Here is a 23,615-nt window from a genome sequence, read left to right as displayed (position 1 = left end):
AATTATGGAAACACAGAACCTGCGGGAGTGTCGAGGTTTTCGGAATGCCGCCCGCGGTGGGTGCGGTCTGGCGCGGAGGTTCGCGTCGGTTATCTGCGAGTTCCCCGGGGGCTGTCGGAGGCCGCGGCGGAAGGTGCGACGTCGTCGACGAGGTTGTAAATGGGGGGCAGATCTTGGAGGTGGCGTGACATTGCCAACGCGGCCGCCGCGGAGTCGCCGGCCCGCACGGCACGGAAGATCTCGCGGTGCTGGTCGACAACGACCTGCCACAATTCCGTTGGCACGCGGTTCCGCTTGACCAGACGGGCGTTGACCTCGTAGATGGGCGACGCGATGAGCGGCAGCAGGCGGTTTGCGCTCGCATGCAGCAATGTCTCATGGAATGCGCGGTCGACCTCGAACAGATCGTCCGGATCCATCTCGTCGGGGCGGTCCGGAAGCAACGTTGCCAGCCTCGTCAGGTGGTCTTCGTCGCGATTCGCGGCGGCCAGCGACGCCGCGGGAATCTCCATGAGCTCACGAGCCTGCACGAGTTCGCCCGGCGATAGTTCGCTCACGCTGACCAGTAATGTCAACGACATCATCAGTGAGTCGGTGATCCGATTCGGGTCGGGCCGGCTGATGATGCTCCCGCCGCCGGTGCCAGGCCGTGTGAGAATTAGGTTCTCCGAAGCCAGTAGGCGCAGCGCCTCGCGGATGGTGCCGCGACTCGTCTTGAAGCGTTCGGCCAGTACGCTCTCGGGCGGAAGTCGTTCCCCTACCGTGATTACGCCGGTAAGGATCCACTGCCGCATCTGGTCGGCCACCTGCTCGTAGGCCCGCCGCACAGGGCGGATGATCGGCTGCTGGCGCACTGGTTCTTTGTTCACGATGGCCAGCAGTGTAACTGTCCGACTTTGAACAGGAAATTAGTTTTGGTCGCCGCAGCCCGCACTCGGCGCTGGACGTCACCGGCTGGGAACCGATGAGTGTTCTGATCCGTGGAACGCTGCCTTGATCTGAGCTGCATCGCTTATTAGCTTTCCCCATCACCAATCAAATGTCGGACATTAGATCCTGTCGAGGGCAGGGGTTCTCCGCCAGGTGAAATCCACGAGGAAGTTGAGGCTGTGGTGCGACGAGCAACGGGGATTTACCGATGACCACCGTGATTCGTAAGGAACGAGGACTGCTCTACGAGGACTTCGAAATCGGCCGAACTTTCGAGCACCACTGGGGTCGCACGATGACGGCCTCGGAGAGCATGAGCTACAGCAGCATCACCATGAACTACAACCCGATCTACTTCAACGTCGAGTACGCGCGCCGACTCGGCTACGAGGGAATCGTCATCAACCCAGTTCTGGTCTACACAACGGTGATCGGCCTCTCTGTGGAGGACCTCTCCGAGGCCGGCGGCCCGTTTCTCGGTGTGGATGACCTCCGGTTCCTGAAACCGGTCTACGACGGTGACACCGTCACTTCCCGATCGGTGACCCTCAGCCGCCGCCCATCGGCATCCCGGCCGGGCTGGGGAATTGTCGAATGGCGCACAACCGGCCTCGACCAGCGCGGCGAGGCCGTCCTCGAGTTTCGGCGCACCAATCTTTCCCGTATGCGAGCCCTGGAGGCGACACGATGACCTTCCTGACCGATGACCACCTTGCCCTCCAGCAGGCGACCCGTGAGTTCGCCGAGCGTGAGATCGATCCGATCGCCGCGACTCTCGACCTCGAAGATCAGCAGATTCCCGAGGACGTACTCGCGAAGATGGGCGACATGGGCCTGTTCGGCCTCAGCCTCCCGCCCGAGTACGGCGGCTTGGGCATGGACACGGTCGCGCTGTGCGTCGTGACTGAAGAGCTTGCGCGGGCCAGCCTCTCGGTCGGCAGCGTGATCCATCGCAATTCGCTCTGTGGGCACATCCTCAACAAGTTCGGAACCGAGCAGCAGAAGGAGCGCTTCCTCCCGGGCATGGCCACCGGGAAGATTCAGACCGCCTCGGCGGGTACGGAGCCTGAGGCCGGCTCGGACGCCGCAAACATCAAGACCAGCGCCCGGCGCGATGGTGACAACTACATCGTCAACGGTGCCAAGCAGTGGTGCACCTTCGCCAATCGGGCGAACGTGCTGTTCACCTACACCCGCACCTCCACGGCCGCGAAGCACAGGGGGATCAGCCTGTTGATGGTCGAGAAGCCGGCGGGTGGCTTCGCGCCGCCACACCTCACGGGCACCCACATTCCGACGTCGGGCTACCACGGCATGTACTCCTACTCATTGCATTTCGACGACCTCGTCGTCCCGGCGCGGAACCTGGTCGGTGAGGAGGAGGGCAAGGGCTTCCGGCAATTGATGGGCGGCTACGAGACCGCGCGGATCACCTTCGCCTTCCGCGCCATCGGGCTCGCCCGCGCCGCCTTCGAGACGGCTGTGGAATACAGCAAGCAGCGCGTCCAGTTCGGCCAGCCGATCGCCAACTACCAGGCGGTGCGCTTCAAGCTCGCCGAGATTGCCACCCAGATCGAGGCCGCGCGGGCGCTCGGCTACACCGCGGCGGCCAAATTCGATCAAGGGCAGCGCGCCGATCTCGAAGCCGGAATGGCGAAGCTGTTCGCTACGGAGGTTGCACATAAGGCGGCCTGGGAGGCGCTATATGTGCACGGCGGCAACGGATACGCCCGCGAGGCCAACGTGAACCGCTACTGGCGCGACTCGGCCGTGCTGCCCATTGGTGAGGGAACCAGCGACATCCAGCGCGAGGTCATCGCCAGGCGGATCCTCGGCGAGCGTTGAGCGAACGCGGGGAGCACACATGCCTATAACGAGCAGCGACAACTATTTCGAAGACTTCCGCGTCGGCGCCATCTACGACCATCCTCGGGCGCGCACGATCGACAACGCGGACAATCTCTGGATCACCCACCTGACCCTCAACACCGCCCAGGTGCACTTCAACCTGGACTACCGGCAGCAAATGATGGGTGGGATCTTCGCCGAGCGCCTGGTGATGGGCGCGGTGACCCTCGCCCTCGTGGTCGGGCTTACCTCGGAGGACATGAGCGAAAACGCCTTCATGGATCTGGGGATGGACGAGATCAAGCTTTCCACGCCGGTCTACCGCGACGACACGCTCTACGCCTCCAGCGAGGTCCTCGAAGTGCGCGACAGCGAGGAGCGACCGGATGCGGGCATCGTGGCCTACCGCTTCACGGGGCGCAATAGCGACGGTGCGGTCGTGGTACAGGGAAAACGGACATTACTGGTCAAGAGGCGATCGCACTGGGCCGTCGCCGATGGACACGGGAAGGAACTCGCCGATGAGCGCAACGCTTGAGGGCATGACCGTAGTCGATCTCTCGCAGGGCGTGGCGGGGCCGTTCTGCACCCGCTTACTCGCCCAGATGGGCGCTCGCGTGATCAAGGTCGAGCGCCCGGGGGTCGGCGACATCATCCGGCACTGGGACACTCACGTCAACGGGATGTGCAGCGGTCACGTGTGGGTCAATCCGGGCAAGGAGAGCGTCGCGCTGGATCTGTCCCGTCCGGAGGGGCAGGATGTGCTGATGCGGTTGGTCGCCAAGGCCGATGTGGTCGTGGAGAACTTCGTCCCGGGCACGCTCGAGCGATGGGGCATTACACCGCAGCGGATTCGTGAGGCCCGTCCGGATGTGATTTTCTGTCGCGTTTCGGGGTTCGGGCAGGACGGTCCATACGCCGACCGCAGCGCCTTGGACCTGATTATCCAGGGCGAGACCGGGTTGATCACCACGAACGGGTCGCCAGAGCAACCCGCCAAGATCAGTCTCTCGGTGGCGGACCTGTCCGGTGCGATGTACGCGACGGTGGCGATCCTTCAGGCGCTGTTCCACCGTGAACGGACCGGGGAGGGGCAGGACGTCGACTTGGCGCTGTTCGATGCAGTGATGACGTGGACTGCCTACTTCCCCTACATGTGGTGGTACCAGGGCCAGCGGCCCGGCCGCGTCGGGCTCAACCATCACACGATGACTCCCTACGGTCCCTACACGGCTGAGGACGGCAAGGGCGTCATTGTCGCGGCCGGTGCCGGGAGCCGCGAAAGCTGGAAGCGGTTCTGTGATGGCATCGATCACCCCGAACTCGTCGACCACCCGGACTTCCAGACGAATGGGCTCCGGCTGGCCAACCGCGCGGCCCTCGACAGCATCGTGCGCGCCGCGATCGCGGCGAAGCCACAGGCGTACTGGCTGCAACGCTTCCACGAGGTCGGTATCCCGTCCGGTGCGCTCAATGAGTTCGACGAAGGGCTCGAGCATCCCCGTATGAAGCATCGCGGCATGGTACTCGACATCGACAGCGCGGTCGGAAAGGTCAAAGTGCTCGATTATCCGCCGCAGTTCTCCGGAATCGATGCCGTCAACAAGCTCGGGCCACCGCTGCTCGGCGAGCACACCGCAGCGGTGCTCGGCGAGGTCGGCCTCGATCCCGATGCCGTTGCGCGACTACGTGAAGGCGGGATCGCGGGGTGACCGTGGACGGCGCGGCGACCAACCGGCTCGCTGGCTTCGTCAGCAGGCTCACTGCGGACGACCTGCCGGAAGAGACGGCCGAGCGGCTACAACAGTGCCTGCTCGATTTCGTCGGTGTTACCGCCTTCGCCGGAGTGCGATCGGAATCGCGTGATGCGATACGGAGCGGGGTGGGCCGGTTGGCGTCCTCCGACGGCGCGGGCACGGTGGTCGGGGAGCGGCGCGGTTACCAGTTCCAGTATGCCGCGCTGCTCAACGGCGCGTTCGCGCACAGCCTGGACTTCGATGACACCAATATTCACGGCTTACTACACCCTGGCGCCCCGGTGATTCCGGCGGCGCTCGCCATGACAGAGAGGGTCGGCGCCACCGGCGCAGACCTGCTGACCGCCCTTGCCGCCGGCTACGAGGTATGTTGCCGGGTGGGGGCGGCGTTGGGCCAGACTGCGTACGACCGCGGATTCCACCTCACAGGCGTGGCTGGACTGTTCGGGGCGATCGCAGCCGGCGCCCGGCTCCTCGGCTTCACCCAGGACCAGGTGGCGACCGCGTGGGGACTCGGCGGATCGATGGCCGCTGGCTCGCTGCAATACCTGGCCAGCGGTGCATGGAACAAGCGCCTGCACCCCGGGCTCGCCGCGCACAACGCCCTGCTGTGCCTGTCGTTCACCGAGGCCGGTGTGATAGCCGCCGCGCAGCCCTTCGAGGGCCGTTTCGGATTGTTGACCGGCTACAGTGGCGCGCCTGTCGCCGAACTGCTGGACGGTGATCTCGGTGGCCGCTGGATGTCGACCGACACCGCGATCAAACCGTACCCGTCCTGTCGGCTGGCCCACGGTGCCGTCGACGCCGCATTGGAGCTGCGCCGCAGGCTCGGCGGGTTTCCCGACGCGGCCGGAGCGCTGAGTCTGCGGATCTCGCCGCGCGCCTACCAGATCGTCGGTGGCACCGACGCCAACAAGACCGCGCCCATCAGCGTCGTCGATGGGCAGTTCAGCGTCTACTTCCAGACGGCGGTGGCGCTGCTCGACGGCACCGTGGAGTGGTCGAGCTACGACCGCCTCGCCGATGCCGACGTCCGCGCCGTCGCCAGGCGCCTGCGCGTGGCGGCGGACGAAAATGTGCCGACCGCCGGCGCCGTACTGACCTATCTGCCGTCCTCGGGTCCATTATTTACCGTGCGCAGGGACCAGCCGATCGGAGAGCCGGGCCAGGCCCTGCCGTGGAGCGTGGTCGAGGCGAAGTTCCACGATCTCGCGAGTGTCGTCTTCGACGCAGCGGATCGCGCGCGGATCCTGGGCGACGTGCGCGGCATGGCCGACTTGCCGAACGCTGCGGATTGGGTCGCGTCACTGCGCGCGCCCAGCGACGAAAACTGACTTCAACATCGTCCGTTTCACGGATGTCCTATCCGAACCGAGCGAGAGGAGCGGGCTGTGCGCCCCGCCCGTTTGAGCCGCAGTGGGCTGTCGACCCCCGGCAGTAGCGAGAAGATGATGACCAAGGCAGCCGCGAGCGACGCCGATCTCGTGATGCTCGATCTCGAGGACGGCGTGGCGCCGAGCGAGAAGGCGGCGGCCCGCAGCAAGATCGTGACCGCATTGACCACCTTGGATTGGGGTCGCAAAACGCGCGCGATCCGGATCAACGATGTCACGGGCGAGTGCGGCTACGAGGACGTCATTGAGGTCGTCGAGGGCGCGCGCGACGCGCTGGACGTCATCGTAGTCCCGAAGGTCCGAACTCCGCGGGAGGTGTGGTTCGTCGACACCCTACTCACCGGGATCGAGGCCAAGCATCGCTCCAGCCGTCGGATCGGCCTCATGGCGCTCATCGAAGAGGTGGAGGCACTGATCCACGTGGAGGAGATCGCTCGCTGTACGCCGCGGCTCGACGCGATCGTCTTCGGGCTCGGTGACTTCTCGGCGTCGCAGGGAGCCAGGACCGCTGTCGCCGGCGGCGGTGCGGACGAAGATCTTTACCCGGGCGACATCTGGAACTACGCGCGCAGCAAAATCGTGGTAGCGGCACGTGCGGCTGGGATCGCGGCGATCGACGGGCCGTTCGCCGCGTTCGGGGACCCGGATGGCTACCGACGCGAGGCCGTCCGTGCGCACACACTCGGTTTCGATGGCAAATGGGGTATCCATCCCAGCCAGATCGCCCTGGCCAATGAAGTCTTCTCGCCGGACCAGGAGGAGGTCGACCGGGCACGAGCCCTCGCGAAGGCCTATGCGGAGGCCGAGGCCAAGGGCCTGGGCGCGGTCGCGGTGAACGGCGACATGGTCGACGCGGCGTCGGTGCGGATCCTCCGAAACACCATCGCGATCGCCGACCTCATCGGCATGTAGCCGTCGGCCGGCACCTTTCCAGAATCTCAGCCTTGGTCTGGAGCTCCGCGTATTCGGCCGCAGGTTCGGAGTCCCAAGTTATGCCGCCGCCGGTGCCATAGGTCGCGACACCGGTCACCCGGTCGACCAGAACGGTGCGGATGGCGACATTGAACCTGGCGCGGAACGCGTTGCCGAGCGGTGCCACCATGCCCACAGCGCCGCAGTAGACCCCGCGGGGACCGCTCTCGAGTTCCTGGATGAGTCGCATAGTGCGTGGTTTAGGCGCGCCGGTCACAGAACCGCAGGGAAACAGTGCCCGGAAGATGTCGGTCAGTCCGATTCCGGGGCGAAGGCGGGCGGTGATCTCCGAAGTGAGCTGATGAACGGTCTCGTAGGTTTCGGCCCGGCACAATGATGCGACTGCCACGCTGCCTGTTCGCGCGATCCGGCCGAGGTCGTTGCGGATCAGATCGACGATCATGACATTCTCGGCGCGCTCTTTCGCGCTGGCCCGCAGCTGGGCGACGATCCGGGCATCCTCCGCGGCGGTACGTCCGCGCCGGGCCGTGCCCTTCATCGGGCGCATGGACACCAGTTCATCTTCGACCTCGAAGAACAACTCGGGACTTGCGCTGACGATCGCGAATCGTTCCATGTCGATGTAGGCGTTGTAGGCACCGCCTTGTCCGAGTGCGAGATCGGCATAGCAGGCGTACAGGTCTCCCGCCGCCTCCGCGGTGATCCGGGTGGTCAGGTTGCACTGATAGGTATGTCCCGCTGCGATCTGCTGCTGTATGGCAGCTACGCGCTGGCGATGGAGTTCGGGACCCCACTCCGGCGACCAGTCGCTTATTCGATAAGAGTTCGGGGCGGACCGTTGGACCACGGGAACGATAGTGGGCGGCGCACAGACGCCGAACCAGACCAGCGGAAGCCCCGGAACCGGCTTGTGCACGACCAAACTCGGGTCAAGCCCGGCGGCGGCCTCGTACGAGACGAATCCGAAAGCCCACCAGCCCTGTGCTGTCGCCCGGTCGAGTTCGGCGAGCACCGCGGGGACATCGGCAGGCCGATCGGCCCACAGCTCGGAGGTGACCTCGGGGAATTCCCATGCGATGCCAGCGCGGAGATCATCGAAGCGTCCCCACGCCAGAAGAGGCGTCATGGCCATGTCTGGGCGAGCCAGCCGTGACCGATGGGCGGAGCGGTCATTTCGTACTCCTGGGTGCATGAGGAATGCGGGCGATGATCCCAACCGCGGGTGAGCCGTCGAGGGCCATCTCGCCTCGCCGAGAGTGAGCTGCCAACAAAAAGATCTCCATCGGCACGGTGAAGCTAGCCCGGCCGCCGCCCGGCGACAACCCCGTGTTCCCGATGTTGGAACTTGCCCACGAATGCGCCCGTACCAGGGGTTTACCCCTTGACGTGAGCTCAGTCACGTCATACCTTCAGCATCGAATCGAAATTCGATTCGGTTGGCTTGCGTGGGCGAAGTACCGCGCGAATTCCGGCCCCCGCGGGTGAAGAGCGAGGCGAACGGAATGTGGATCCGCTCGAAGGAGGCACAAAGCGGTGTCAGCGGCGAACAGCTCATTGCAGATGAATCAAGCAACTCTCGAAACTCCGCCGCGCTCGGTATATGCCGCGGAGGCGCAGAGCTCAGCGGGGAAGGCGCTGGACGTTCTTCGTCTCTTCGACGGGACGCGGGCCACACTCGGCGTCACCGACGTGGCGGCGACAATGGCGATTCCCAAGTCGACCGCGCACCGGTTCTTGAAGACACTGGTGACGCACGGCTACGCCGTTCGGCGCGGAGACCGCTATCGACTCTCGCCGCACACGTTCCACCTGGGTAATCTGATTCCCGAATGCCAGGTCGGCGGTTTACGAGATTGTGCCGGTGTGGCGATGTCCGAGCTGTTCCTGCGAACCCGCCAGACGGTGCAGCTCGCCATCCTGTCCGGCGACGAGGTGCTCTACATCGACCGCGTTCGGAGTCCGGGTCACCCAGGGGCAAGGATCGGATCCCGCCGGCCCGCCCACTGCACGGCCTCAGGAAAGGCCATCCTCGCATTCGATCCAGCGATGGGTGAGCCGCTGGTGTCGGCCCCGGACCTCCCTCGCCGCACGCGGAATACGCTCATCGGCAGCGGACTGGCCGATTCCTTGAATCGCGCGATCCAGTGCGGGTATGCGGTTGATCTGTGCGAGTTCCAAAGCGGTACCTGCTGCGTGGCCGCGCCTATCTTCGAGGTGAATACCCGAAAGATACTCGGCTCGATTTCCCTGACTTTCCCGTTCACTGATCCGGAGACTGTCAAACGGTTGGGACGGCATGTTCTCGACGCCGCCCGGATGGTACGGCCGGTCGCACGCGACCGAAATGGCCGGCATTGAATCCCAGCCGACATTGAATCCCAAGGGCCGTTCATGCTGTCGACGTGGAAGATCGGTCCGTTTGGCCACGGCGAAGACCCAGACCCTCGGCTCGGCCCGGGTCAGTCAGGTCGATGTCACTGTTCCCGAAGCCATACAGGTGATTTCCCGCTCGCTCGCACCAAGCCACCCGTGGACACGCTGGGCGATCGCGTCCGGGGTCAGGCCCAGTTCCTGGTGAATCTTCCCGCGGGGCGCGTGGTCCAAAAACCGTTGCGGGACGCCGAGGTCGCGGGTAGGGACGTCGACGCCGGAATCGCGCAGGCGGGCGGAGACGGTACTGCCGATGCCGCCGTGCAGGCCGTTGTCTTCCACAGTCACTACAAGGCGATAATTTCGAGCGAGTTCGACGATGGTATCGGAGACCGGGAGGACCCAGCGGGGGTCGATCACGGTGCTCGAAACGCCCTCGGCTCGAAGCAGATTCGCCGCATCGAGAGCGAGTTCGGCGAAAGCGCCGACGGATATGAGCAGGACGTCGGCGTGAACCGAATGGATCGCCGCGTCTCTTGTGTCGGGCAGCAGCAGCACGTCCACACCCTCGAAGCGCTCCACCGCCGGAATCTCTTCGATGGCGGTGCCTTTGGCGAATCGGATGGCGGTAGGCCCGTCGTCGATTCGCAGCGCCTCGGTCAATTCCTCACGCAGCGTCGCGGCGTCGCGCGGTGCGGCTACCCGCAAGCCGGGCACGATGCCCAGCACCGACAGATCCCACATACCGTTATGCGAGGCGCCGTCCTCGCCGGTGATTCCGGCGCGGTCGACCACCAGGGTGACCGGAAGCTCCAATAGTGCGACATCCATCAGCAGCTGGTCGAAGGCGCGGTTGAGGAACGTGGAGTAAATCGCCACGACCGGATGCAGTCCGCCGAGTGCCATGCCTGCCGCGGACGTCACCGCATGCTGTTCGGCGATTCCGACGTCGAATGTCCGGTCCGGGAAGCGCTTTTCGAAGGCAGCCAGGCCGGTCGGTCCCGGCATGGCAGCGGTGATGGCGACGATGTCGTCGCGCTGCTCGGCCTGCGCGATGAGTTCCATGGAAAAAACCGACGTCCAGCTCGGGCCGGACGGGCCGTCCAGCGGCTTGCCACTGGCCAGGTCGATCCGGCCTATGGTGTGCATTTGATCGGCTTCGTGATTTTCCGCGGGCTTGTAGCCGCGCCCCTTCTGGGTGACCGCGTGCACGATGACCGGACCGCCGAAGTCTTTGGCGCGCCGCAGCGCCGACTCCAGCGCGGCGGCGTCGTGCCCGTCCACCGGGCCCACGTACTTCAGCCCGAGATCGGAAAAAAGTCTCTGCGGCGCAACGGCATCCTTGATGCCGACCTTGACAGCGTGCAGCATCGAGTACGCCGAATCCCCGACCCGGGGAATGGACTGCACAATCCGCTTGGTAGCGCCGAGGGCGTGCTCGTAGGCGGGCTGCATGCGCAGCGCGGTGAGATGATCGGCCAGACCGCCGATGGTCGGCGCGTACGAGCGGCCGTTATCGTTCACCACGATCACGACGGCACGGTCCTGGCCGCCGGCAACATTGTTCAACGCCTCCCAGCACATACCGCCGGTGAGCGCACCGTCACCGACTACCGCGACCACATGCCGCTGCTGCCGCCGAAGCGCGAACGCCTTGGCCAGGCCGTCGGCGTAGGACAGCGCCGCCGAGGCGTGCGAGGACTCCACCCAGTCGTGCGCGCTTTCGGCACGGCAAGGGTAACCTGACATCCCCCCTTGCTTACGCAAGGTACCGAAGCCATCTCTGCGTCCGGTCAGGATCTTGTGCACATACGCCTGATGCCCGGTATCGAAGATGATCGGGTCGGCGGGTGAGTCGAAAACGCGGTGCAGCGCGATAGTCAACTCCACGACACCGAGATTCGGTCCCAGATGCCCACCAGTCACCGCGACATTGCGCACCAAGAACTCGCGAATCTCCTCGGCCAACTCGGACAACTCCGGTACCGACAGTCGGCGCAGGTCCTCAGGTGTATTGACCCGAGAGAGCACTCTCACGGCTTTTGCTCCTTCCGGCTGATCCCGCCTTCGGCGCTGCACGCTGCCTCGAATGAGAGTCGTTCTCATTCAATGAGATTCATGGGGAAGGCCGTCGAATTGAACTTCGGTTCGATCACGCTAGCCACGGTCCAAGACCGTGTCAACAACGACATGGGCTCGACCGCAGCGCCATGACATCGGTATGTCCCTCCTGGGTCCGACGCGAACGCGTCGGCTGCTCGTCACTGAGAATGCTTCGGGCGGGCCAGTTTCCAAATCTCAGAACGAAACCTTGTTGTCGCCGGCTGTCGACCGTAGCGTTTTCGTGCATGCCGATTAGACCGCGCCATCTTTTCCAGTGACAGCCGGGACAGCGATGACCACGATCCACGTAGTGCCAGAGCCGGTCCCCGGCGTGGGTACCGCCGCCGCGCTGCGGCGGCCCGATCGCTGCGCGGTGCTCGGGGTGCTGAACGTTACGCCGGATTCTTTCTCCGACGGGGGCCGGTACGACGCGGTCGATGCGGCGGTTCAGCACGGCTGCGCGATGGCGCGGGCCGGCGCGGACTATGTCGACGTCGGCGGCGAGTCCACTAGGCCGGGCGCAGGCAGAATCGGAGTCGACGAGGAACTGGGCCGGATACTCCCCGTCGTCAAGGCCCTGACCGCTGCCTGTGTCGGAGTGTCGATCGACACCACACGGGCCCGGGTCGCGGCGGCGGCCATCGAACACGGCGCCTGCCTGGTCAACGACGTCAGCGGTGGCCTGGCAGATCCGGACATGGCACGGGTTGTGGCGGAGGCCGAGGTCCCGTGGGTCCTCATGCATTGGCGAGGTCACAGCAGGCGGATGGATGAGCGGGCCGAGTACGACGATGTCGTCACCGAGGTGCGCGAGGCATTGTTGCGCAGGGCGCATGCCGCGGTTGCGGCAGGCGTCGATCTCCAACGGATCGTCCTCGATCCCGGACTGGGCTTCGCGAAGCAGGCACCGCATGATCTCGCCCTGCTCGCCGCCCTCGACGAGTTCGTGGCTCTCGGCCTGCCGATTCTGGTCGGCGCGTCCCGCAAGCGGTTTCTGGCGACGGCGATGGGAGAACCCGGCCGGCCGCCTGCGGAGCGGGACGCCGCGACGCTCGCGACATCGGTTCTCGCGTCCGCGGCAGGGGTGTGGGGGGTCCGCGTACACGATGTGCGGGCGACGGTCGACGCGCTCGGGGTGGTCAGCGCGGTCAGCGGCTGCCGTCGAACCAACTCCCGTCTGGGAGGTTGCGAAGAGTGGGCCGCAGCCACGGACCTCCGCGGGTAAGGCGCTGGTGGCTCAGCCGGCGAGTTGGGGTTCCAGCATCGGGAACGGCGCCTGTCCGCGCCTCTTTCCCGTTGTTAGCTTCGATAACTGATGATGCGCAAACACTTGGGACTTCCCCGACGAAGCTGATTGCGCCCCTGGAAAGGATGATTGTGACACCCGAATTGCCCGTGCACTTGCGGAAGCGGCTTGAGCAGGTGGGTACGGCGACGCTGACTCAGTTACTGCAGCGACGAGGGATCTCGAACACGTTCATGGCGGGTCTTCGTCCGATAGATCCCGACGTGCGCATGGTCGGTGTCGCCAGGACCTTGCGGTATCTGCCCTTCCGCTCGGACATTGCCAAGACGCTCGATCCGGCCGACAGCGCACAGCGGCGGGCGGTGGAGGCTATCCGGCCCGGTGACGTTCTGGTCATCGACGCACGGGGCGTCGAGTCCGCTGGCACCATCGGCGATATCTTCGCGCTGCGAGTGTTCCAGCTCGGCGGGAGCGGGGTGGTCACCGATGGCGGTGTCCGCGACACCGGTGCGGTGCGCTCACTAGGTGGTGCGATGTTCCACCGCTCGTCGCACGGCGCGACGCTGCAGAAGGAACACCTTCCCTGGTCGATCGATGAAGCCATCAGCTGCGCCGGCGTGTTCGTTCAGCCCGGCGACATCGTCGTAGGTGATGCCGATGGAGTGGTTGTCGTGCCCTTCGCCCTTGCGGAGGAGATCTCGGCCGAGGCCCTCGACATCGAACTCGCCGACGAATGGGCGATCTCCCGTGTGCGCCGGGGCGAACCCACCAACGAGGTGTTCCCGATTGCCCAGCACCGTCGAGCAGAGTTCGAGGAATGGAAGAAGCGCAGGCAGGAAGGTGAGCACTGATGCCGCAGCGGCGTTCGGTACGGATTCCCGGATTATGGCATCAGACTGGCATTCCAGTGGCCAGCCGCATCGGCCCCTTCGTCTTCTCGAGTGTGATCGCGGGGCTTGTGCCGGGAACCCGTGAGCTCCCGGAAGACCTCGAAGAACAGGCGACGAACATCTTCGGCCACGTACAGGCCATGCTGCTGGCCGAGAAAGGATCGTTCGACGACGTCGTGAAGATGGATTTTTGGCTGCCGAATCCCGAAGCGCGCGATGCAATCGAGCGGGAGTGGGCGAGGGCGTTCCCGGACGTCGACGCCATGCCGGCCCGGCACAGCCACGTTGCGGGTGGCGACGGAGGGGCAATCATGAGCGCGACATTTGTCGCGATCCTCGAGTAACTACATCGACGGCCGCAGGCACCGGCTTCCTCGGCGGCGAGATTATTCGCGGTCTCCCTATGCTATTGAGCATGGGTTCCTCGGATGTGGCTACGACCGAGCCGTCGGCTCGGCTGCTCGCTGTGCGCGAGCGCATTCTGCACTGCGCCGCAAGCATTATCGCCGAGCGAGGATTAACAGGCACCAAATTGTCCGCGATAGCCGCGATGGCCAATCTGCAGACCGGGAGCCTCTACTATCATTTCGCGGACCGTGCTGCCCTCGTAGAGGAGGTGACGAGGCGAGGCGTGCTCGACAGTCTCAATGCCGCTCAAAAGGCGGTGGAAACCTGCTCCGCCGAGGCGACCTCTAAGGACCGGCTGCTGGCTGCCGCCGATGCGCACCTCGGGTCGATACTCGAGTCCGGGTCGCTGGCGCCAGCGGCGATCGCGATCCTCCCTCAGTTGCCTCCTGAACTGCGCCAGCGCTTCCAACAAGAACTTGGCGACTTCAGGTTGTTCTGGGTGGGGCTCGTGACGGCGGCCGTCGCCGACGGGTACCTGGCGGGTGAGATCGATGTGGAACTACTGGCCCTGTACATCGTCTATACCTTGAACACCGTCACCGTATGGACCGAGCTGCGTCCGGGTGAGCCGAAGGAGACCCGATCGGCCTTTCTCGCGCTGCTGCAACACGGAATTCTGCGCTCGCCCGAACGAGGGTAAGAGCGGGCCTCGATGTCGTCGACCGTGCTGGCATGATCGGGCTCCGACAGCGATCAACAAACATCCAACTCCGAACCACAGTGCCAACGGGGCATGAAAAGTCCGAAAGGTATTCACGCAGGCGCAGTGTCGATGCATAGGCATCGCGCGCGAAACTGCGGCACGTCAGGTCATCTAGCCTCGAGAACCAGGGTCCATAGCAGGCCGCCGCCACTGGAGGATACCGGCCCGACCTGAAGTAGCCGCGGTCGCGACCAGTGCCGCCAACGTTCCGAGGCAATACGGGGCCTCGAAGAAGCATCGGGCGATCTCACTACTTACATAGTCCGCTCGATAGTGAGGCTCCAAGGCTGGTTGTGGCGGTCGGGCCACACCGAAAAGTGTGCGCATAACGCACTTCTGGACAGAATACGAACAAGCGGGTTCACTTCAGGAGAGGTCGTCGCGCGTCGTGAGAGAGGTGAGCGCTTCATGGGGAGCTTCGTGTACCAGGCCCAGCCGGTGCGAGTCGTGTTCGGGTCCGTCGGGCAGGTGCGCGCGGAGGTGGAGCGGCTCGGTGCCTCGCGCGTGTTGTTGCTGGCCAGGCCCCGATCGGCGGCCGTAGTGCGCGAAGCGCTTGGGCCGTTGCTGGCCGCAGAGTTCGACGGCGCCGCCATGCACACGCCTGTCGCGGTCACCGAACAGGCCCTCAAAATCCTCACCGAGCACGATGCCGACTGCGTCGTCGCGATTGGCGGCGGGTCCACCACCGGCCTGTCGAAGGCACTCGCCGCGCGCACCGGGGTGCCGCAGGTGATCTTGCCGACGACGTACGCCGGCTCCGAGGTCACGCCGGTCGTCGGCGAGACGGAGAACGGGCGCAAGACAACGCGTTCGTCTCCCGAAATCCTGCCCGAGACAGTGATCTACGACCTCGAACTGACCCGCGGCCTGCCGGTGCCGATCTCCGTCGTGAGCGCGATCAACGCCTTGGCCCACGCGGTCGAGGCCCTCTACTCGCCCCAGGCCAATCCCGTGGTCGATGGCATGGCGCTCGACGCGATCGCCCGGATCGGCCGGTCCCTGCCCGTCCTCATGACCGACGAGTCCAATGTCGACGCCCGCAAGGACCTGCTCGAAGCGGCGTGGCTGGCCGGGACCTGCCTGGCGACGGTGGGCATGAGTCTGCACCACAAACTTTGCCACACCCTCGGCGGCTCCTTCGACCTACCGCACGCCGAAACGCACACCGTGATCCTTCCGCACGCGATGGCCTACAACGCCCCCGCCGCCCCCAAGGTGATGGCCCGCATCGCCGAGGCGCTCGGCGCCACCGATGCGCCCAGCGCGGTGTACGACCTCATCGCCAACTGCGGCGGCCCGGTTTCCTTGCGCGACTTGGGATTCGTCGAGACCGACATCCCGCGTGCGGCGGAGCTGGCCGTGTCCCAGCCCTACCCGAACCCGCGCGAACTCACCCGCGACGGCATCGAGGCGCTGCTCCGCGACGCGTGGAACGGTACGCGTCGGGGCGGCGGGCGGACGATTCCGGACATGTCCTGGTTGACGGCGCAAGTCGTCGCGAGTTTCGACCTGGCGCCCGAGCCGCGCGTCAAGCAACTGGTCGCCGACCTGGTACGCCACCTGCATCATTACGTGCGCACCAACGACGTCACGCAGAACGAGTGGCAGTACGCGATCGACTTCCTCACCCGCGCCGGGCACATCACCGACGACAAGCGCCAGGAGTTCGTGCTGTTCTCCGACGTGCTCGGCGTGTCCAGTGCGGTGGACGTGCTTACGAACTCCCGCACCCCGGACGCCACAGCCTCGGCCGTGCTCGGCCCGTTCTACGTGGAGGGACCGCCGGTCGCCGAGCAGGGCGCCGACATCAGCGGCGGACTGCCGGGTACGCCGCTGTGGGCGGACATCCGGATCACCGACGTCGACGGCAAGCCGGTGCCCGGTGCGATCGTGGACGTGTGGCAGTCCAATAAGGACGGTTATTACGACGTGCAGCTGCCGGACCTCGACGGTCCCGTGCTGCGCGCGAGGTTCCACTCCGACGAGGACGGGCGGCTGCGATTCTGGTCGATCCTGCCCAGCGAGTACCCGATCCCCGACGATGGCCCGGTCGGCCAGATGCTCGCCGCGACGGGACGGCACCCGTGGCGTGCGCCGCACCTGCACTTCCTGATCAGCAAGCCGGGTTACTCGCAGCTGATCACGCAGTTGTTTGTGCGCGGCGGGCCATACCTCGACACGAGCGCTGGACGCGGCGACACGGTCTTCGGCGTGAAGGACGAGCTCGTGGTGGATTTCCTGTCACAGCAAGGCCCGACGCCGGATGGCCGAGCCGTCCACGGCGAGTGGCGGCTGCTCGAGTTCACCTTCCGGATCACGCCCAGCTGAGCGGCTACCTTCTTCGTCGTGACTGGCGAAGAAGACCTGATCGCGGGCCGCTACCGGCTGGTATCGCACGTCGGGCGCGGTTCGATGGGGATCGTGTGGCGGGCGCGGGACCAACGTCTCCACCGGGTCGTCGCGGTCAAGTAGCTGATCGCGGAGATGCCGTTACGCAGGCGATGCGGGAGCAGCGCTGGCGGCGCGGCTGCAGCATCCGCACGCATCGCTGTGCACGACGTGGCCGAGCGCAGCGCCTGCTACGCCCGCGGCGCCGGCTCACCGGCAGAAAGCCGGGCAATACACGGGAGCAGTGTCGCTGATGTCGGCGACACTATGCACATTTCGCGACGTGCACCGTGAGCATCGGCTCGAACCGCTCACGTTACGTGACGATCTCGGTGCGAAGTCGTCACCGGCACGTGCGCAAGCTCAGTGACGGGCAATAACCGGATTATGCCGACCTCGCCAGCCCGGTTACCCCCCACTACCGGCGGCTTCACCACCCCGCTCGGCATAATCCGAAGGTCGGCACAATGCAGGTCCGCACGACGGTGTCGGAAAGATCGATCGGAGTCCGGCCGCCCAGTCGTCATCTGAGCTTCCTTCACGTCAGACTTTCGATCACACTGTCCGTTGTGGCCTGTCCGGACTCAGCCGGGTGGCTGTGTCAAGTCGATCGGTCCGTTGTAGCGCTGCGCCGCATTTCGCGTGCGCTGCAGCCGTAGGCTCTCCGGAACGCCCGCGCGAAGTGGGATGGTGAGGTGAAGCCGGCCAGAGCCGCGATCTCGCCGATGGTCTGGGACTCTCGGCCTGGATCCAGGAGCAAATCCCTTGCTCGCCGGATCCGCTCGTCGGAGATCGTCTGCGCGACGGAGGTCGCGTGGGTGGCGAAGACGCGGGCCAGATGCCGCTCGCTGATGCCGACCGCGCTCGCGACCTGCTGCACCGACAACGCCGGGTCGTGCACGTTCCGGCGGATGTACTCCTTAGCCGGCAGCCAGTATCCGGCGGAGGAGTGTCCATCGCCGCGCGTCACCAGGTCGAACAGGTCGAGCGCGGTCTCGTCCAGGAACTCCGACGGGGCCGGCCCACCGGTCACCGCCTTGCGGAAGATGCCCACCGTGGCCTGAAGATGTGCTCCGAACGCGGAATGATCCGAGCTGCGGATGATCTGTGGCTCGCTGATTTCGACGCTGCCGTGCCTTTCGGTGTACAGGTCGTGGTTCACGTGGACGACGAGTTCGTGGAACCTACCAGGAAAGCCGTAGACGTGGGGCGTGTTCGGGTTGAACACCACGGCGTCGCCCGCGGACACCAAGCTGGTGCCGCCGCGGTGGTACACGAACGCTTCCCCTGCCAGCAGAATGCAGAGGTTGATCGTGCCACTCGGCGCGGCGCGGATGTGCTCCGGGGCGCGCTCCACCACGTGGTCGCGGGCAACCAGTTCGGTCAGTTGTACCTGGCCGAGCCTCATGCTACGGAAGGCGGCCTGCAGGCCGTCCTCCGACAGCGTGCGGCAACGCAGGTTCAGCAGCCAGTGGCGGTTGTGCTCCTCCCACAGGGGCACCCGCAGGTCAGCTGGAACGTTCGCGGTAGAGAAGCTCGCTGTGTCGGCGTTTGTGCCCATTTGATCCTCGCAGACTTGTGACTTGAACAATCCCGCCACGCGTTCGAGCGGCGGGGCGTTCGGGGTTACCGTCACCCGAACGACCGGTCACGAGAGAAGGCCGACAGGGAAGAGGATGAACAGTATGAGCGACGCGCCGTGCTAGCACGTCCGATCGATCAGCTCGCGGACGCGCTGCCGCGTCCTGCCCGCAACACCGGGGCCTGGGTTGCTGATATCGGGCGGCGACGCCCGGGGGCGCTTACGTTTCCCGCGGCCAGATTACGGCCAGGCCGTCAGACATTCAAGCCGGTTGCCGGTGGTCACCGGGCGATTCGTGCTGATCCGCTCCATTGGTAATGGCGAACTTCGAGGCGCTGGTCTCTCCAGCGCCCCTGATGTCGGTCGCGATCGTTTTCTGCGTGCGGCGTGCCTCGCCCGACAGTCACCGCGCGGAAGGTCGAAGGCGTTGACATGACCGCGGATCGAATGATGTCCAACAAGATCGAGGACAAGGGCTCACGGTGAGCCCGAGGAGGAACACATGTCTGTTGTCGAGATTGCGAACCTGTGTCCGGGCAGGCCGGACTACCACTTCAGCCCCCGGGGTGCCGGGCACCGCAAGGTGGCTGAGCGGGACCAGATCTTCTGGCTGATCGCGAGCCTGGAGCTGGGGGTGGCGCAGTGAGCGCTGACCGGACTCTCGATCCTGCGGCTCCAGCGCCGGCATGGGATCTGGCCGCCGCACCGGTCCGAACGTCCCGGCGAGGGGTCTTCTGGGTTCCGGGAGATCGCCTGCGCGACCAGGTGGGCACGCTGCCCTGCGGACCGATGTTCGTTGCCTGGGAAGCCCCAGAGCGGGTCGCTGAACCGTATCCGCTGGTGCTGGTGCACGGCGGCGGTGGACAGGGCACCGACTGGCTGCGCACGGTGGACGGCGGCATAGGCTGGGCCGCACGCTTCGTGGATGCGGGATTCGCCGTCCACGTGGTCGACCGTCCGGGGCACGGGCGCTCACCGTTGCACCCGGACGTCATCGGTCAGCCGGGCCCGGCCTTCAGCTACGAGCGCGCGATCGCGCTTTTCGCCCCAGAGGCGGTGGCCGAGCGGCAAACGGCGTGGCCGGGGGGGCGCGCGATCGGTGACCCGGTCGTCGAGCAGTTGGTCGCGTCGAATGGCCCGATGCTGGCCGACGTACCCGCCGCGCATGAGCGCGACGGTGAGGCAATCGCCCGCCTGCTCGACGCCATCGGGCCCGCCGTGCTGGTGACCCACTCCGCCGGAGCGCCTGCAGGCTGGGTGGCCGCCGATCGGCGTCCGGGACTGGTCAAGGCGATCGTCGCGATCGAGCCGATCGGTCCGCCCTTTGCGTCGATCCCCGGCAGTCAGCACACACTCGCACACGGGCTGACGGCCTGCCCGAACGGGTTCCGGGAAGGCGGGAGGCACGGGCCGGCCGGGTGGCCGGCGCTGGCCGCGGTACCTGTCGCGCTGGTGACGGCCGAGGCTTCGCCCTTGGCCGGCATGGGCAGGCAGGTTGCCGATTTCCTCGCTGTTGCGGGCGTCCCGGTTGAGTACATCGACCTTGCCGAACGCGGAGTCCGCGGCAACGGCCATGGTGTGATGATGGAGTCCAACGGCGCGGAGGCGGTCGAGGTCCTGGCGAACTGGGTTCGCAATGCCGTTTGACCCCGGCCGTAGGTCGCGACCTCGAGGGCAGAGCGTATGACGAACATGCGGTTCTGAGGTGGTTACTGCGGCGAGGCCCAGCCTTGGCGCACAGATCGAAAGGGCCCCATAAAGGTCCTGGACGTGCTCCGCCACGCGATCTTGACCATGCAGCTCGCCTGGGGCAACGGTTGGTCGAGCGCCGAGCTCATCGCGATGACCGGGGGTGTCTCGCACAACGATCCGTGATGCCTTTGCGTGAACTGTCGGCCGAGGACCTGGTCAAGACGATTCCGCAGGGGCGTGGCCCTGTCGGCGGAGGAGGCCGAAGATCTCTATGACCTGCGTGAGGTTCTGGAAAGTCACCTGATCCGGCGCTTCGTCGACCGGGCCCGGGCCGGGAATATCGTCCAGTTGCGCCGCGCATTGACCCGGCTTCGGGACCTCGTCTGCTCCGGAGGCTCCGGAGGTGCTGGCCGCGAAGGACCGCTTCTACGAGGTCCTGCTCGGGGAGGCGGCAACTCGGCGCTCCGAGCGAGCCTATCCAAGCTGCAACACAGGCGAGCTCTCGAGCGGCTCAATCGACGGTCGCCGCCGCGACAGCGCTGATACCTGTCTGCGCAACGGCTCAAAGGTGCGCCATCATCGCGGCGGACGCGGTGTCCGCGTCCCGATCTTCAACCGCTTCCACGATCCGTGGAATCTCCACCACCGACATGCGCGGACGCTCGGGTGCGGCTCCGAGCGAACTTGCCACAGCAGGCCGACACTGGCCTGAATGCGATGGCCGTCATGAGCTCGCTCGCTGGCCATCCCATTCGCGAACCGCCACGTCGGCGATAGCCTGGGCGGAGGGCACGAGCCGGCGCCGCGAACTCCAGGCCAGGACGATCCTTCGTTCGCGGAGGCTAGAGCCACTGACGCGTCATGAGGCGTAGCCCCTCGCAGCTGCGGCCTCGGCGGGCAGCAGGACTTGCAGGTGGACGTTGGACGCGATGGCCAGATCCGGCACCCGTATCGATTTCCGCGACGAGTGTGGTCGTGTCGTATAGCTCCAAGTCGAGGCGGACCGCCGGCATGTCGGCCGCACAAGCAGCAACGATCGGCGGCAGCAACATCGGGGCGAGTTCTGTCATGCAGTCCGTGCCACCGTGCCGGAGACCGGATCGCCGGCCGACTCCGTGGGGCCGCGGTGTCGGCCCGCAGATCGGCAGCTCGTCCGACGAGATGACACCACTCGCGGTGAGCTCGACGCCGCGCGCGGCGTCGCACACAGCTGGGTTTCGAGAGCTCGTTCCAGCTCGGTGAGCGTCATGCTGATCGCCGGCTCCATGACATGTTGCTGTTCTGCGGCTGCGCTGATCGAGCCGGTCTCGCGACGGCGACCGAGTAGGAAAGCTAGCGGAGCGTGAAGCGTGGCGGCCGCATGGCGGTGTTCGAATGAATTTCTCGCAACGAGTCCTCGGTGTCGCAGCGCTCTGCCTGCTGCCGCTGAACTTTCGACCCGTCCTCGGCCGCGTGACGCCTCGGGGCGTGTGCCTCGGGCGCGACTCCGCCCTTAGGAGGTGGACGGGTTCGGCACGAATCTGCCGAACGCTCCGCGGTAGTACGCCAGCGGCATGCTCTCCCTCGCCCATACTGCGGTGACACGGGCGAGCAGAACCACATGCGTTCCCGATTCGATGTCCTGGTCGACCTCACAGATCAGGTGGGCCAACGCTCCGTCGAGCAGGGGAACACCGGCCTCGTCGACGATCGGGATGCCGGCGAACTTGTCATCGCCCCTCCGCGCGAACGAGCCCGCGTGCGCCAGCTGCTGCTCGGTGAGGATGTTGACTGCGAACCGCCGCGTGACTCGCACGGCGCGGCCAGTGGCCGACTTCCGGTTCAGACACACCACAACGGACGGCGGGTCGTCAGACAATGAGGTGAAGGCGCTGACAGTGATGCCGCGCCGGATGCCTTCGTGCACAGTGGTGATGACGGTGACACCACTGGTGAACCGCCCCACGACGTCGCGGAAGGTCCAGCGGTCGGGCACTGCGGCCTGCACCGGGCTTGTGACCGGCTCGAGGCTCATGGGAATTCCTCCGAACAATACTGACCATGTCAGGCATTTGGTGAGTTAGTGGTGTGGCTCATAACCCCTGCCCTTGGCGGTCACCGGCGGCGCACCATCGTCAGCGGTTGTCCCAGTTCGGCCTGCCCGCGCGCCTCGTCGATCATTGGTTGGGACGAGGCGTGGACGAGGTACATCTGCGCGTCACGGAGGTATCGCTGCAGTGGCTCGCTACGGCCGGAGGCTCGCGCGCTGCCGGCTTGGAACGCGAGCTGAGCGGCCTCTGCACCGAGGAGCGCACCTTGCCGGGCGAGTGCGTGGAGTCGCATCAGCTCGCCCGGCGCGATGGGGGCCCGGTTCCGTGCCCACCGCGCGAGTAGCGCATCCATGCGGGCGGCGGTTTCGCGCATCACCGAATGGGAGGCGTCGGCCAGTGCGGCGCAGCGCCCGATCGCGCGGACGGCATCCGGGTCGGCGGCCATCGTGCCCTCGCCGAGAATCCGCTTGGTCACCGGCATCAGCTCACGGAGACGCTCGACGGCCGCGCGGGCCGTGCCCGCCAGCACCGCTCCGAACGAGAGGTGGTAGATCGGGTCGAACAGACCCAGGTAGCGGGGGTTGCCATGTAGTCGTGTGCCTGGCGTCCCCTCGTTGAAGTCGGTCGTCGTGCCGAACAGGATGTCGTCATGGATGATGTGGTCGGCGGGGACGAACACGTCGTCGATCCGGACCGCGTTGGAACCGCTTCCCTGCATCCCCAGTGCGGCGCCGTTTCCCCAGTCGTCGAGGACGGTGACCTGTTCGCGCGGCACGACGAAGGCGACGTTCTTCGGCTCCGTTCCGTCCCGCTGCAGCAGGCTGTTGCCGAGAAAGTGGGTCGAGATCGGGATGCCTGAGGAGAAGCGCCACGTCCCGCTCACCCGGTAGCCGCCCTCGACCTCCCGGATTTCGCCGCCCGGAACGGCCCGGTGTGGCGAGCGGAACTCGCCGTCGGGCCCCAGCAGTTCCTGCTGCGCCTCGGCGGAGAGGAACGAGCAGATCACCGAGACGTGGGTCGCCGAGAGGCAAAAACACCAGCCGGAGGAGGGATGACCGGCGGAGATGCGGTACACGACCTCGAAGAACGTGACGTTGTCGAATTCATATCCCCCGAAGAGCTTCGGCTGGACCATGCGGTAGAATCCGGCCGCCCGGAACTGGTCGAGCACTGCGGTCGAGAAGTGTCCTCGCTCGTCGGCTTCGTCCTGCTGGGCACGCAACATCGGGATCATCGCCTCCGCCCGGTCAATGACGTCCTGCGGGCGCAGGCCGGGCTCGGGCTGAGGCAGGGGACGAGTCCCGGTGCCCGTCGTCTCGGTGTTGGTCATGCTGTGGTCCT

General features: G+C 65.9%; 23 protein-coding genes. 15 read left to right on the top strand and 8 right to left on the bottom strand.

Annotated features, from left to right (window positions below; all coding sequences use genetic code 11):
- Positions 1–89 precede the first annotated feature (89 nt).
- The gene (locus tag ACQPYR_RS29200) at positions 90–869 is read right to left on the bottom strand and encodes a FadR/GntR family transcriptional regulator (protein ID WP_433622140.1); all 780 of its coding nucleotides are present in this window, start codon (positions 867–869) and stop codon (positions 90–92) included.
- A 269-nt stretch (positions 870–1,138) separates the two neighbouring features.
- Between ACQPYR_RS29200 and ACQPYR_RS29195 the strand changes: the two genes are divergently transcribed.
- The 6 genes from ACQPYR_RS29195 to ACQPYR_RS29170 are packed head-to-tail and all read left to right on the top strand — an operon-like array spanning position 1,139 to position 6,841.
- Positions 1,139–1,621 carry a MaoC family dehydratase gene (locus tag ACQPYR_RS29195; RefSeq protein WP_433622139.1) on the top strand — a complete coding sequence of 161 codons (483 nt, stop codon included), beginning with the start codon at positions 1,139–1,141 and terminating at the stop codon, positions 1,619–1,621.
- Positions 1,618–2,775, top strand: a complete 1,158-nt coding sequence (locus tag ACQPYR_RS29190) for an acyl-CoA dehydrogenase family protein (RefSeq protein ID WP_433622138.1) — start codon at positions 1,618–1,620, stop codon at positions 2,773–2,775. The genes ACQPYR_RS29195 and ACQPYR_RS29190 overlap by 4 nt, the downstream gene beginning before the upstream one ends.
- Before the next feature lie 19 nt (positions 2,776–2,794).
- The gene (locus ACQPYR_RS29185; protein ID WP_433622137.1) at positions 2,795–3,316 is read left to right on the top strand and encodes a MaoC family dehydratase; all 522 of its coding nucleotides are present in this window, start codon (positions 2,795–2,797) and stop codon (positions 3,314–3,316) included.
- Positions 3,300–4,490 carry a CaiB/BaiF CoA transferase family protein gene (locus ACQPYR_RS29180; RefSeq protein WP_433622136.1) on the top strand — a complete coding sequence of 397 codons (1,191 nt, stop codon included), beginning with the start codon at positions 3,300–3,302 and terminating at the stop codon, positions 4,488–4,490. Before ACQPYR_RS29185 ends, ACQPYR_RS29180 begins: the two co-directional genes overlap by 17 nt.
- Positions 4,487–5,869, top strand: a complete 1,383-nt coding sequence (locus ACQPYR_RS29175) for an MmgE/PrpD family protein (protein ID WP_433622135.1) — start codon at positions 4,487–4,489, stop codon at positions 5,867–5,869. The genes ACQPYR_RS29180 and ACQPYR_RS29175 overlap by 4 nt, the downstream gene beginning before the upstream one ends.
- 57 nt (positions 5,870–5,926) lie before the next feature.
- Positions 5,927–6,841, top strand: a complete 915-nt coding sequence (locus tag ACQPYR_RS29170; protein ID WP_433622134.1) for an HpcH/HpaI aldolase/citrate lyase family protein — start codon at positions 5,927–5,929, stop codon at positions 6,839–6,841.
- Here ACQPYR_RS29170 and pabB read toward each other — a convergent pair.
- Complete coding sequence (pabB, locus tag ACQPYR_RS29165; protein WP_433622133.1) at positions 6,828–7,988, bottom strand: aminodeoxychorismate synthase component I; 1,161 nt, start codon at positions 7,986–7,988, stop codon at positions 6,828–6,830. The genes ACQPYR_RS29170 and pabB overlap by 14 nt on opposite strands.
- A 434-nt stretch (positions 7,989–8,422) precedes the next feature.
- Between pabB and ACQPYR_RS29160 the strand changes: the two genes are divergently transcribed.
- Positions 8,423–9,220, top strand: coding sequence for an IclR family transcriptional regulator (locus ACQPYR_RS29160; RefSeq protein WP_433622132.1), 798 nt, complete (start codon positions 8,423–8,425; stop codon positions 9,218–9,220).
- 105 nt (positions 9,221–9,325) lie between these two features.
- Here the strand turns inward: ACQPYR_RS29160 and dxs are convergent, their stop codons facing one another.
- The gene (gene dxs, locus ACQPYR_RS29155; protein ID WP_433622131.1) at positions 9,326–11,269 is read right to left on the bottom strand and encodes a 1-deoxy-D-xylulose-5-phosphate synthase; all 1,944 of its coding nucleotides are present in this window, start codon (positions 11,267–11,269) and stop codon (positions 9,326–9,328) included.
- Positions 11,270–11,645: 376 nt separating this feature from the next.
- On the opposite strand from dxs, the gene folP reads away from it, so the two are divergent.
- From folP to ACQPYR_RS29125, 6 genes are all read left to right on the top strand, one after another.
- Complete coding sequence (folP, locus tag ACQPYR_RS29150; protein WP_433622130.1) at positions 11,646–12,560, top strand: dihydropteroate synthase; 915 nt, start codon at positions 11,646–11,648, stop codon at positions 12,558–12,560.
- Positions 12,561–12,706: 146 nt separating this feature from the next.
- Positions 12,707–13,432 (top strand): hypothetical protein, encoded by a 726-nt coding sequence (locus ACQPYR_RS29145; RefSeq protein WP_433635271.1) that lies wholly within the window; start codon positions 12,707–12,709, stop codon positions 13,430–13,432.
- Positions 13,432–13,815, top strand: coding sequence for a RidA family protein (locus ACQPYR_RS29140; RefSeq protein ID WP_433622129.1), 384 nt, complete (start codon positions 13,432–13,434; stop codon positions 13,813–13,815). Before ACQPYR_RS29145 ends, ACQPYR_RS29140 begins: the two co-directional genes overlap by 1 nt.
- A gap of 122 nt (positions 13,816–13,937) precedes the next feature.
- Entirely contained in the window at positions 13,938–14,519 is a 582-nt protein-coding gene (locus ACQPYR_RS29135) for a TetR/AcrR family transcriptional regulator (RefSeq protein ID WP_433622128.1), read from the top strand.
- 471 nt (positions 14,520–14,990) lie between these two features.
- Positions 14,991–16,910, top strand: coding sequence for a maleylacetate reductase and hydroxyquinol 1,2-dioxygenase domain-containing protein (locus ACQPYR_RS29130; RefSeq protein ID WP_433622127.1), 1,920 nt, complete (start codon positions 14,991–14,993; stop codon positions 16,908–16,910).
- Positions 16,911–16,928: 18 nt separating this feature from the next.
- Positions 16,929–17,054, top strand: a complete 126-nt coding sequence (locus ACQPYR_RS29125; protein ID WP_433622126.1) for a hypothetical protein — start codon at positions 16,929–16,931, stop codon at positions 17,052–17,054.
- Between the two features lie 517 nt (positions 17,055–17,571).
- Here ACQPYR_RS29125 and ACQPYR_RS29120 read toward each other — a convergent pair.
- Positions 17,572–18,606: an AraC family transcriptional regulator gene (locus ACQPYR_RS29120; protein ID WP_433622125.1), complete on the bottom strand. Its 1,035-nt coding sequence runs from the start codon at positions 18,604–18,606 to the stop codon at positions 17,572–17,574.
- A 448-nt stretch (positions 18,607–19,054) separates the two neighbouring features.
- Between ACQPYR_RS29120 and ACQPYR_RS29115 the strand changes: the two genes are divergently transcribed.
- Both ACQPYR_RS29115 and ACQPYR_RS29110 read left to right on the top strand, forming a co-directional pair.
- Positions 19,055–19,198 (top strand): hypothetical protein, encoded by a 144-nt coding sequence (locus ACQPYR_RS29115; protein WP_433622124.1) that lies wholly within the window; start codon positions 19,055–19,057, stop codon positions 19,196–19,198.
- Positions 19,195–20,199, top strand: a complete 1,005-nt coding sequence (locus ACQPYR_RS29110) for an alpha/beta fold hydrolase (protein WP_433622123.1) — start codon at positions 19,195–19,197, stop codon at positions 20,197–20,199. Before ACQPYR_RS29115 ends, ACQPYR_RS29110 begins: the two co-directional genes overlap by 4 nt.
- A gap of 607 nt (positions 20,200–20,806) precedes the next feature.
- On the opposite strand, the gene ACQPYR_RS29105 is transcribed toward ACQPYR_RS29110, so the two are convergent.
- The 4 genes from ACQPYR_RS29105 to ACQPYR_RS29090 form a co-directional block, all read right to left on the bottom strand.
- Positions 20,807–20,935 carry an FCD domain-containing protein gene (locus ACQPYR_RS29105; RefSeq protein WP_433622122.1) on the bottom strand — a complete coding sequence of 43 codons (129 nt, stop codon included), beginning with the start codon at positions 20,933–20,935 and terminating at the stop codon, positions 20,807–20,809.
- A 375-nt stretch (positions 20,936–21,310) separates the two neighbouring features.
- Positions 21,311–21,541 carry a hypothetical protein gene (locus tag ACQPYR_RS29100; protein WP_433635270.1) on the bottom strand — a complete coding sequence of 77 codons (231 nt, stop codon included), beginning with the start codon at positions 21,539–21,541 and terminating at the stop codon, positions 21,311–21,313.
- A 195-nt stretch (positions 21,542–21,736) separates the two neighbouring features.
- Positions 21,737–22,258, bottom strand: a complete 522-nt coding sequence (locus ACQPYR_RS29095; protein WP_433622121.1) for a flavin reductase family protein — start codon at positions 22,256–22,258, stop codon at positions 21,737–21,739.
- A gap of 80 nt (positions 22,259–22,338) precedes the next feature.
- Positions 22,339–23,604: an acyl-CoA dehydrogenase family protein gene (locus ACQPYR_RS29090; protein WP_433622120.1), complete on the bottom strand. Its 1,266-nt coding sequence runs from the start codon at positions 23,602–23,604 to the stop codon at positions 22,339–22,341.
- Between the last annotated feature and the right edge of the window lie 11 nt (positions 23,605–23,615).

Origin of the sequence: Nocardia sp. CA-120079 (assembly GCF_050955745.1) — a bacterium.
Lineage (GTDB): Bacteria > Actinomycetota > Actinomycetes > Mycobacteriales > Mycobacteriaceae > Nocardia.
The sequence above is the reverse complement of the archived record's forward strand: the minus strand, read 5'-3'. Positions and strand labels throughout refer to the sequence as shown.

What these genes read in the sequence shown, in the direction of transcription:
- ACQPYR_RS29195 (WP_433622139.1), top strand. Translation starts at nt 1,139, where the DNA reads ATGACCACCGTGATTCGTAAGGAACGAGGACTGCTCTACGAGGACTTC.
- ACQPYR_RS29115 (WP_433622124.1), top strand. Translation starts at nt 19,055, where the DNA reads ATGTCTGTTGTCGAGATTGCGAACCTGTGTCCGGGCAGGCCGGACTAC.
- ACQPYR_RS29180 (WP_433622136.1), top strand. Translation starts at nt 3,300, where the DNA reads ATGAGCGCAACGCTTGAGGGCATGACCGTAGTCGATCTCTCGCAGGGC.
- ACQPYR_RS29190 (WP_433622138.1), top strand. Translation starts at nt 1,618, where the DNA reads ATGACCTTCCTGACCGATGACCACCTTGCCCTCCAGCAGGCGACCCGT.
- ACQPYR_RS29095 (WP_433622121.1), bottom strand. Translation starts at nt 22,258, where the DNA reads ATGAGCCTCGAGCCGGTCACAAGCCCGGTGCAGGCCGCAGTGCCCGAC.
- ACQPYR_RS29185 (WP_433622137.1), top strand. Translation starts at nt 2,795, where the DNA reads ATGCCTATAACGAGCAGCGACAACTATTTCGAAGACTTCCGCGTCGGC.
- ACQPYR_RS29130 (WP_433622127.1), top strand. Translation starts at nt 14,991, where the DNA reads ATGGGGAGCTTCGTGTACCAGGCCCAGCCGGTGCGAGTCGTGTTCGGG.
- ACQPYR_RS29160 (WP_433622132.1), top strand. Translation starts at nt 8,423, where the DNA reads ATGAATCAAGCAACTCTCGAAACTCCGCCGCGCTCGGTATATGCCGCG.
- ACQPYR_RS29140 (WP_433622129.1), top strand. Translation starts at nt 13,432, where the DNA reads ATGCCGCAGCGGCGTTCGGTACGGATTCCCGGATTATGGCATCAGACT.
- ACQPYR_RS29145 (WP_433635271.1), top strand. Translation starts at nt 12,707, where the DNA reads ATGATTGTGACACCCGAATTGCCCGTGCACTTGCGGAAGCGGCTTGAG.
- ACQPYR_RS29090 (WP_433622120.1), bottom strand. Translation starts at nt 23,604, where the DNA reads ATGACCAACACCGAGACGACGGGCACCGGGACTCGTCCCCTGCCTCAG.
- pabB (WP_433622133.1), bottom strand. Translation starts at nt 7,988, where the DNA reads ATGACGCCTCTTCTGGCGTGGGGACGCTTCGATGATCTCCGCGCTGGC.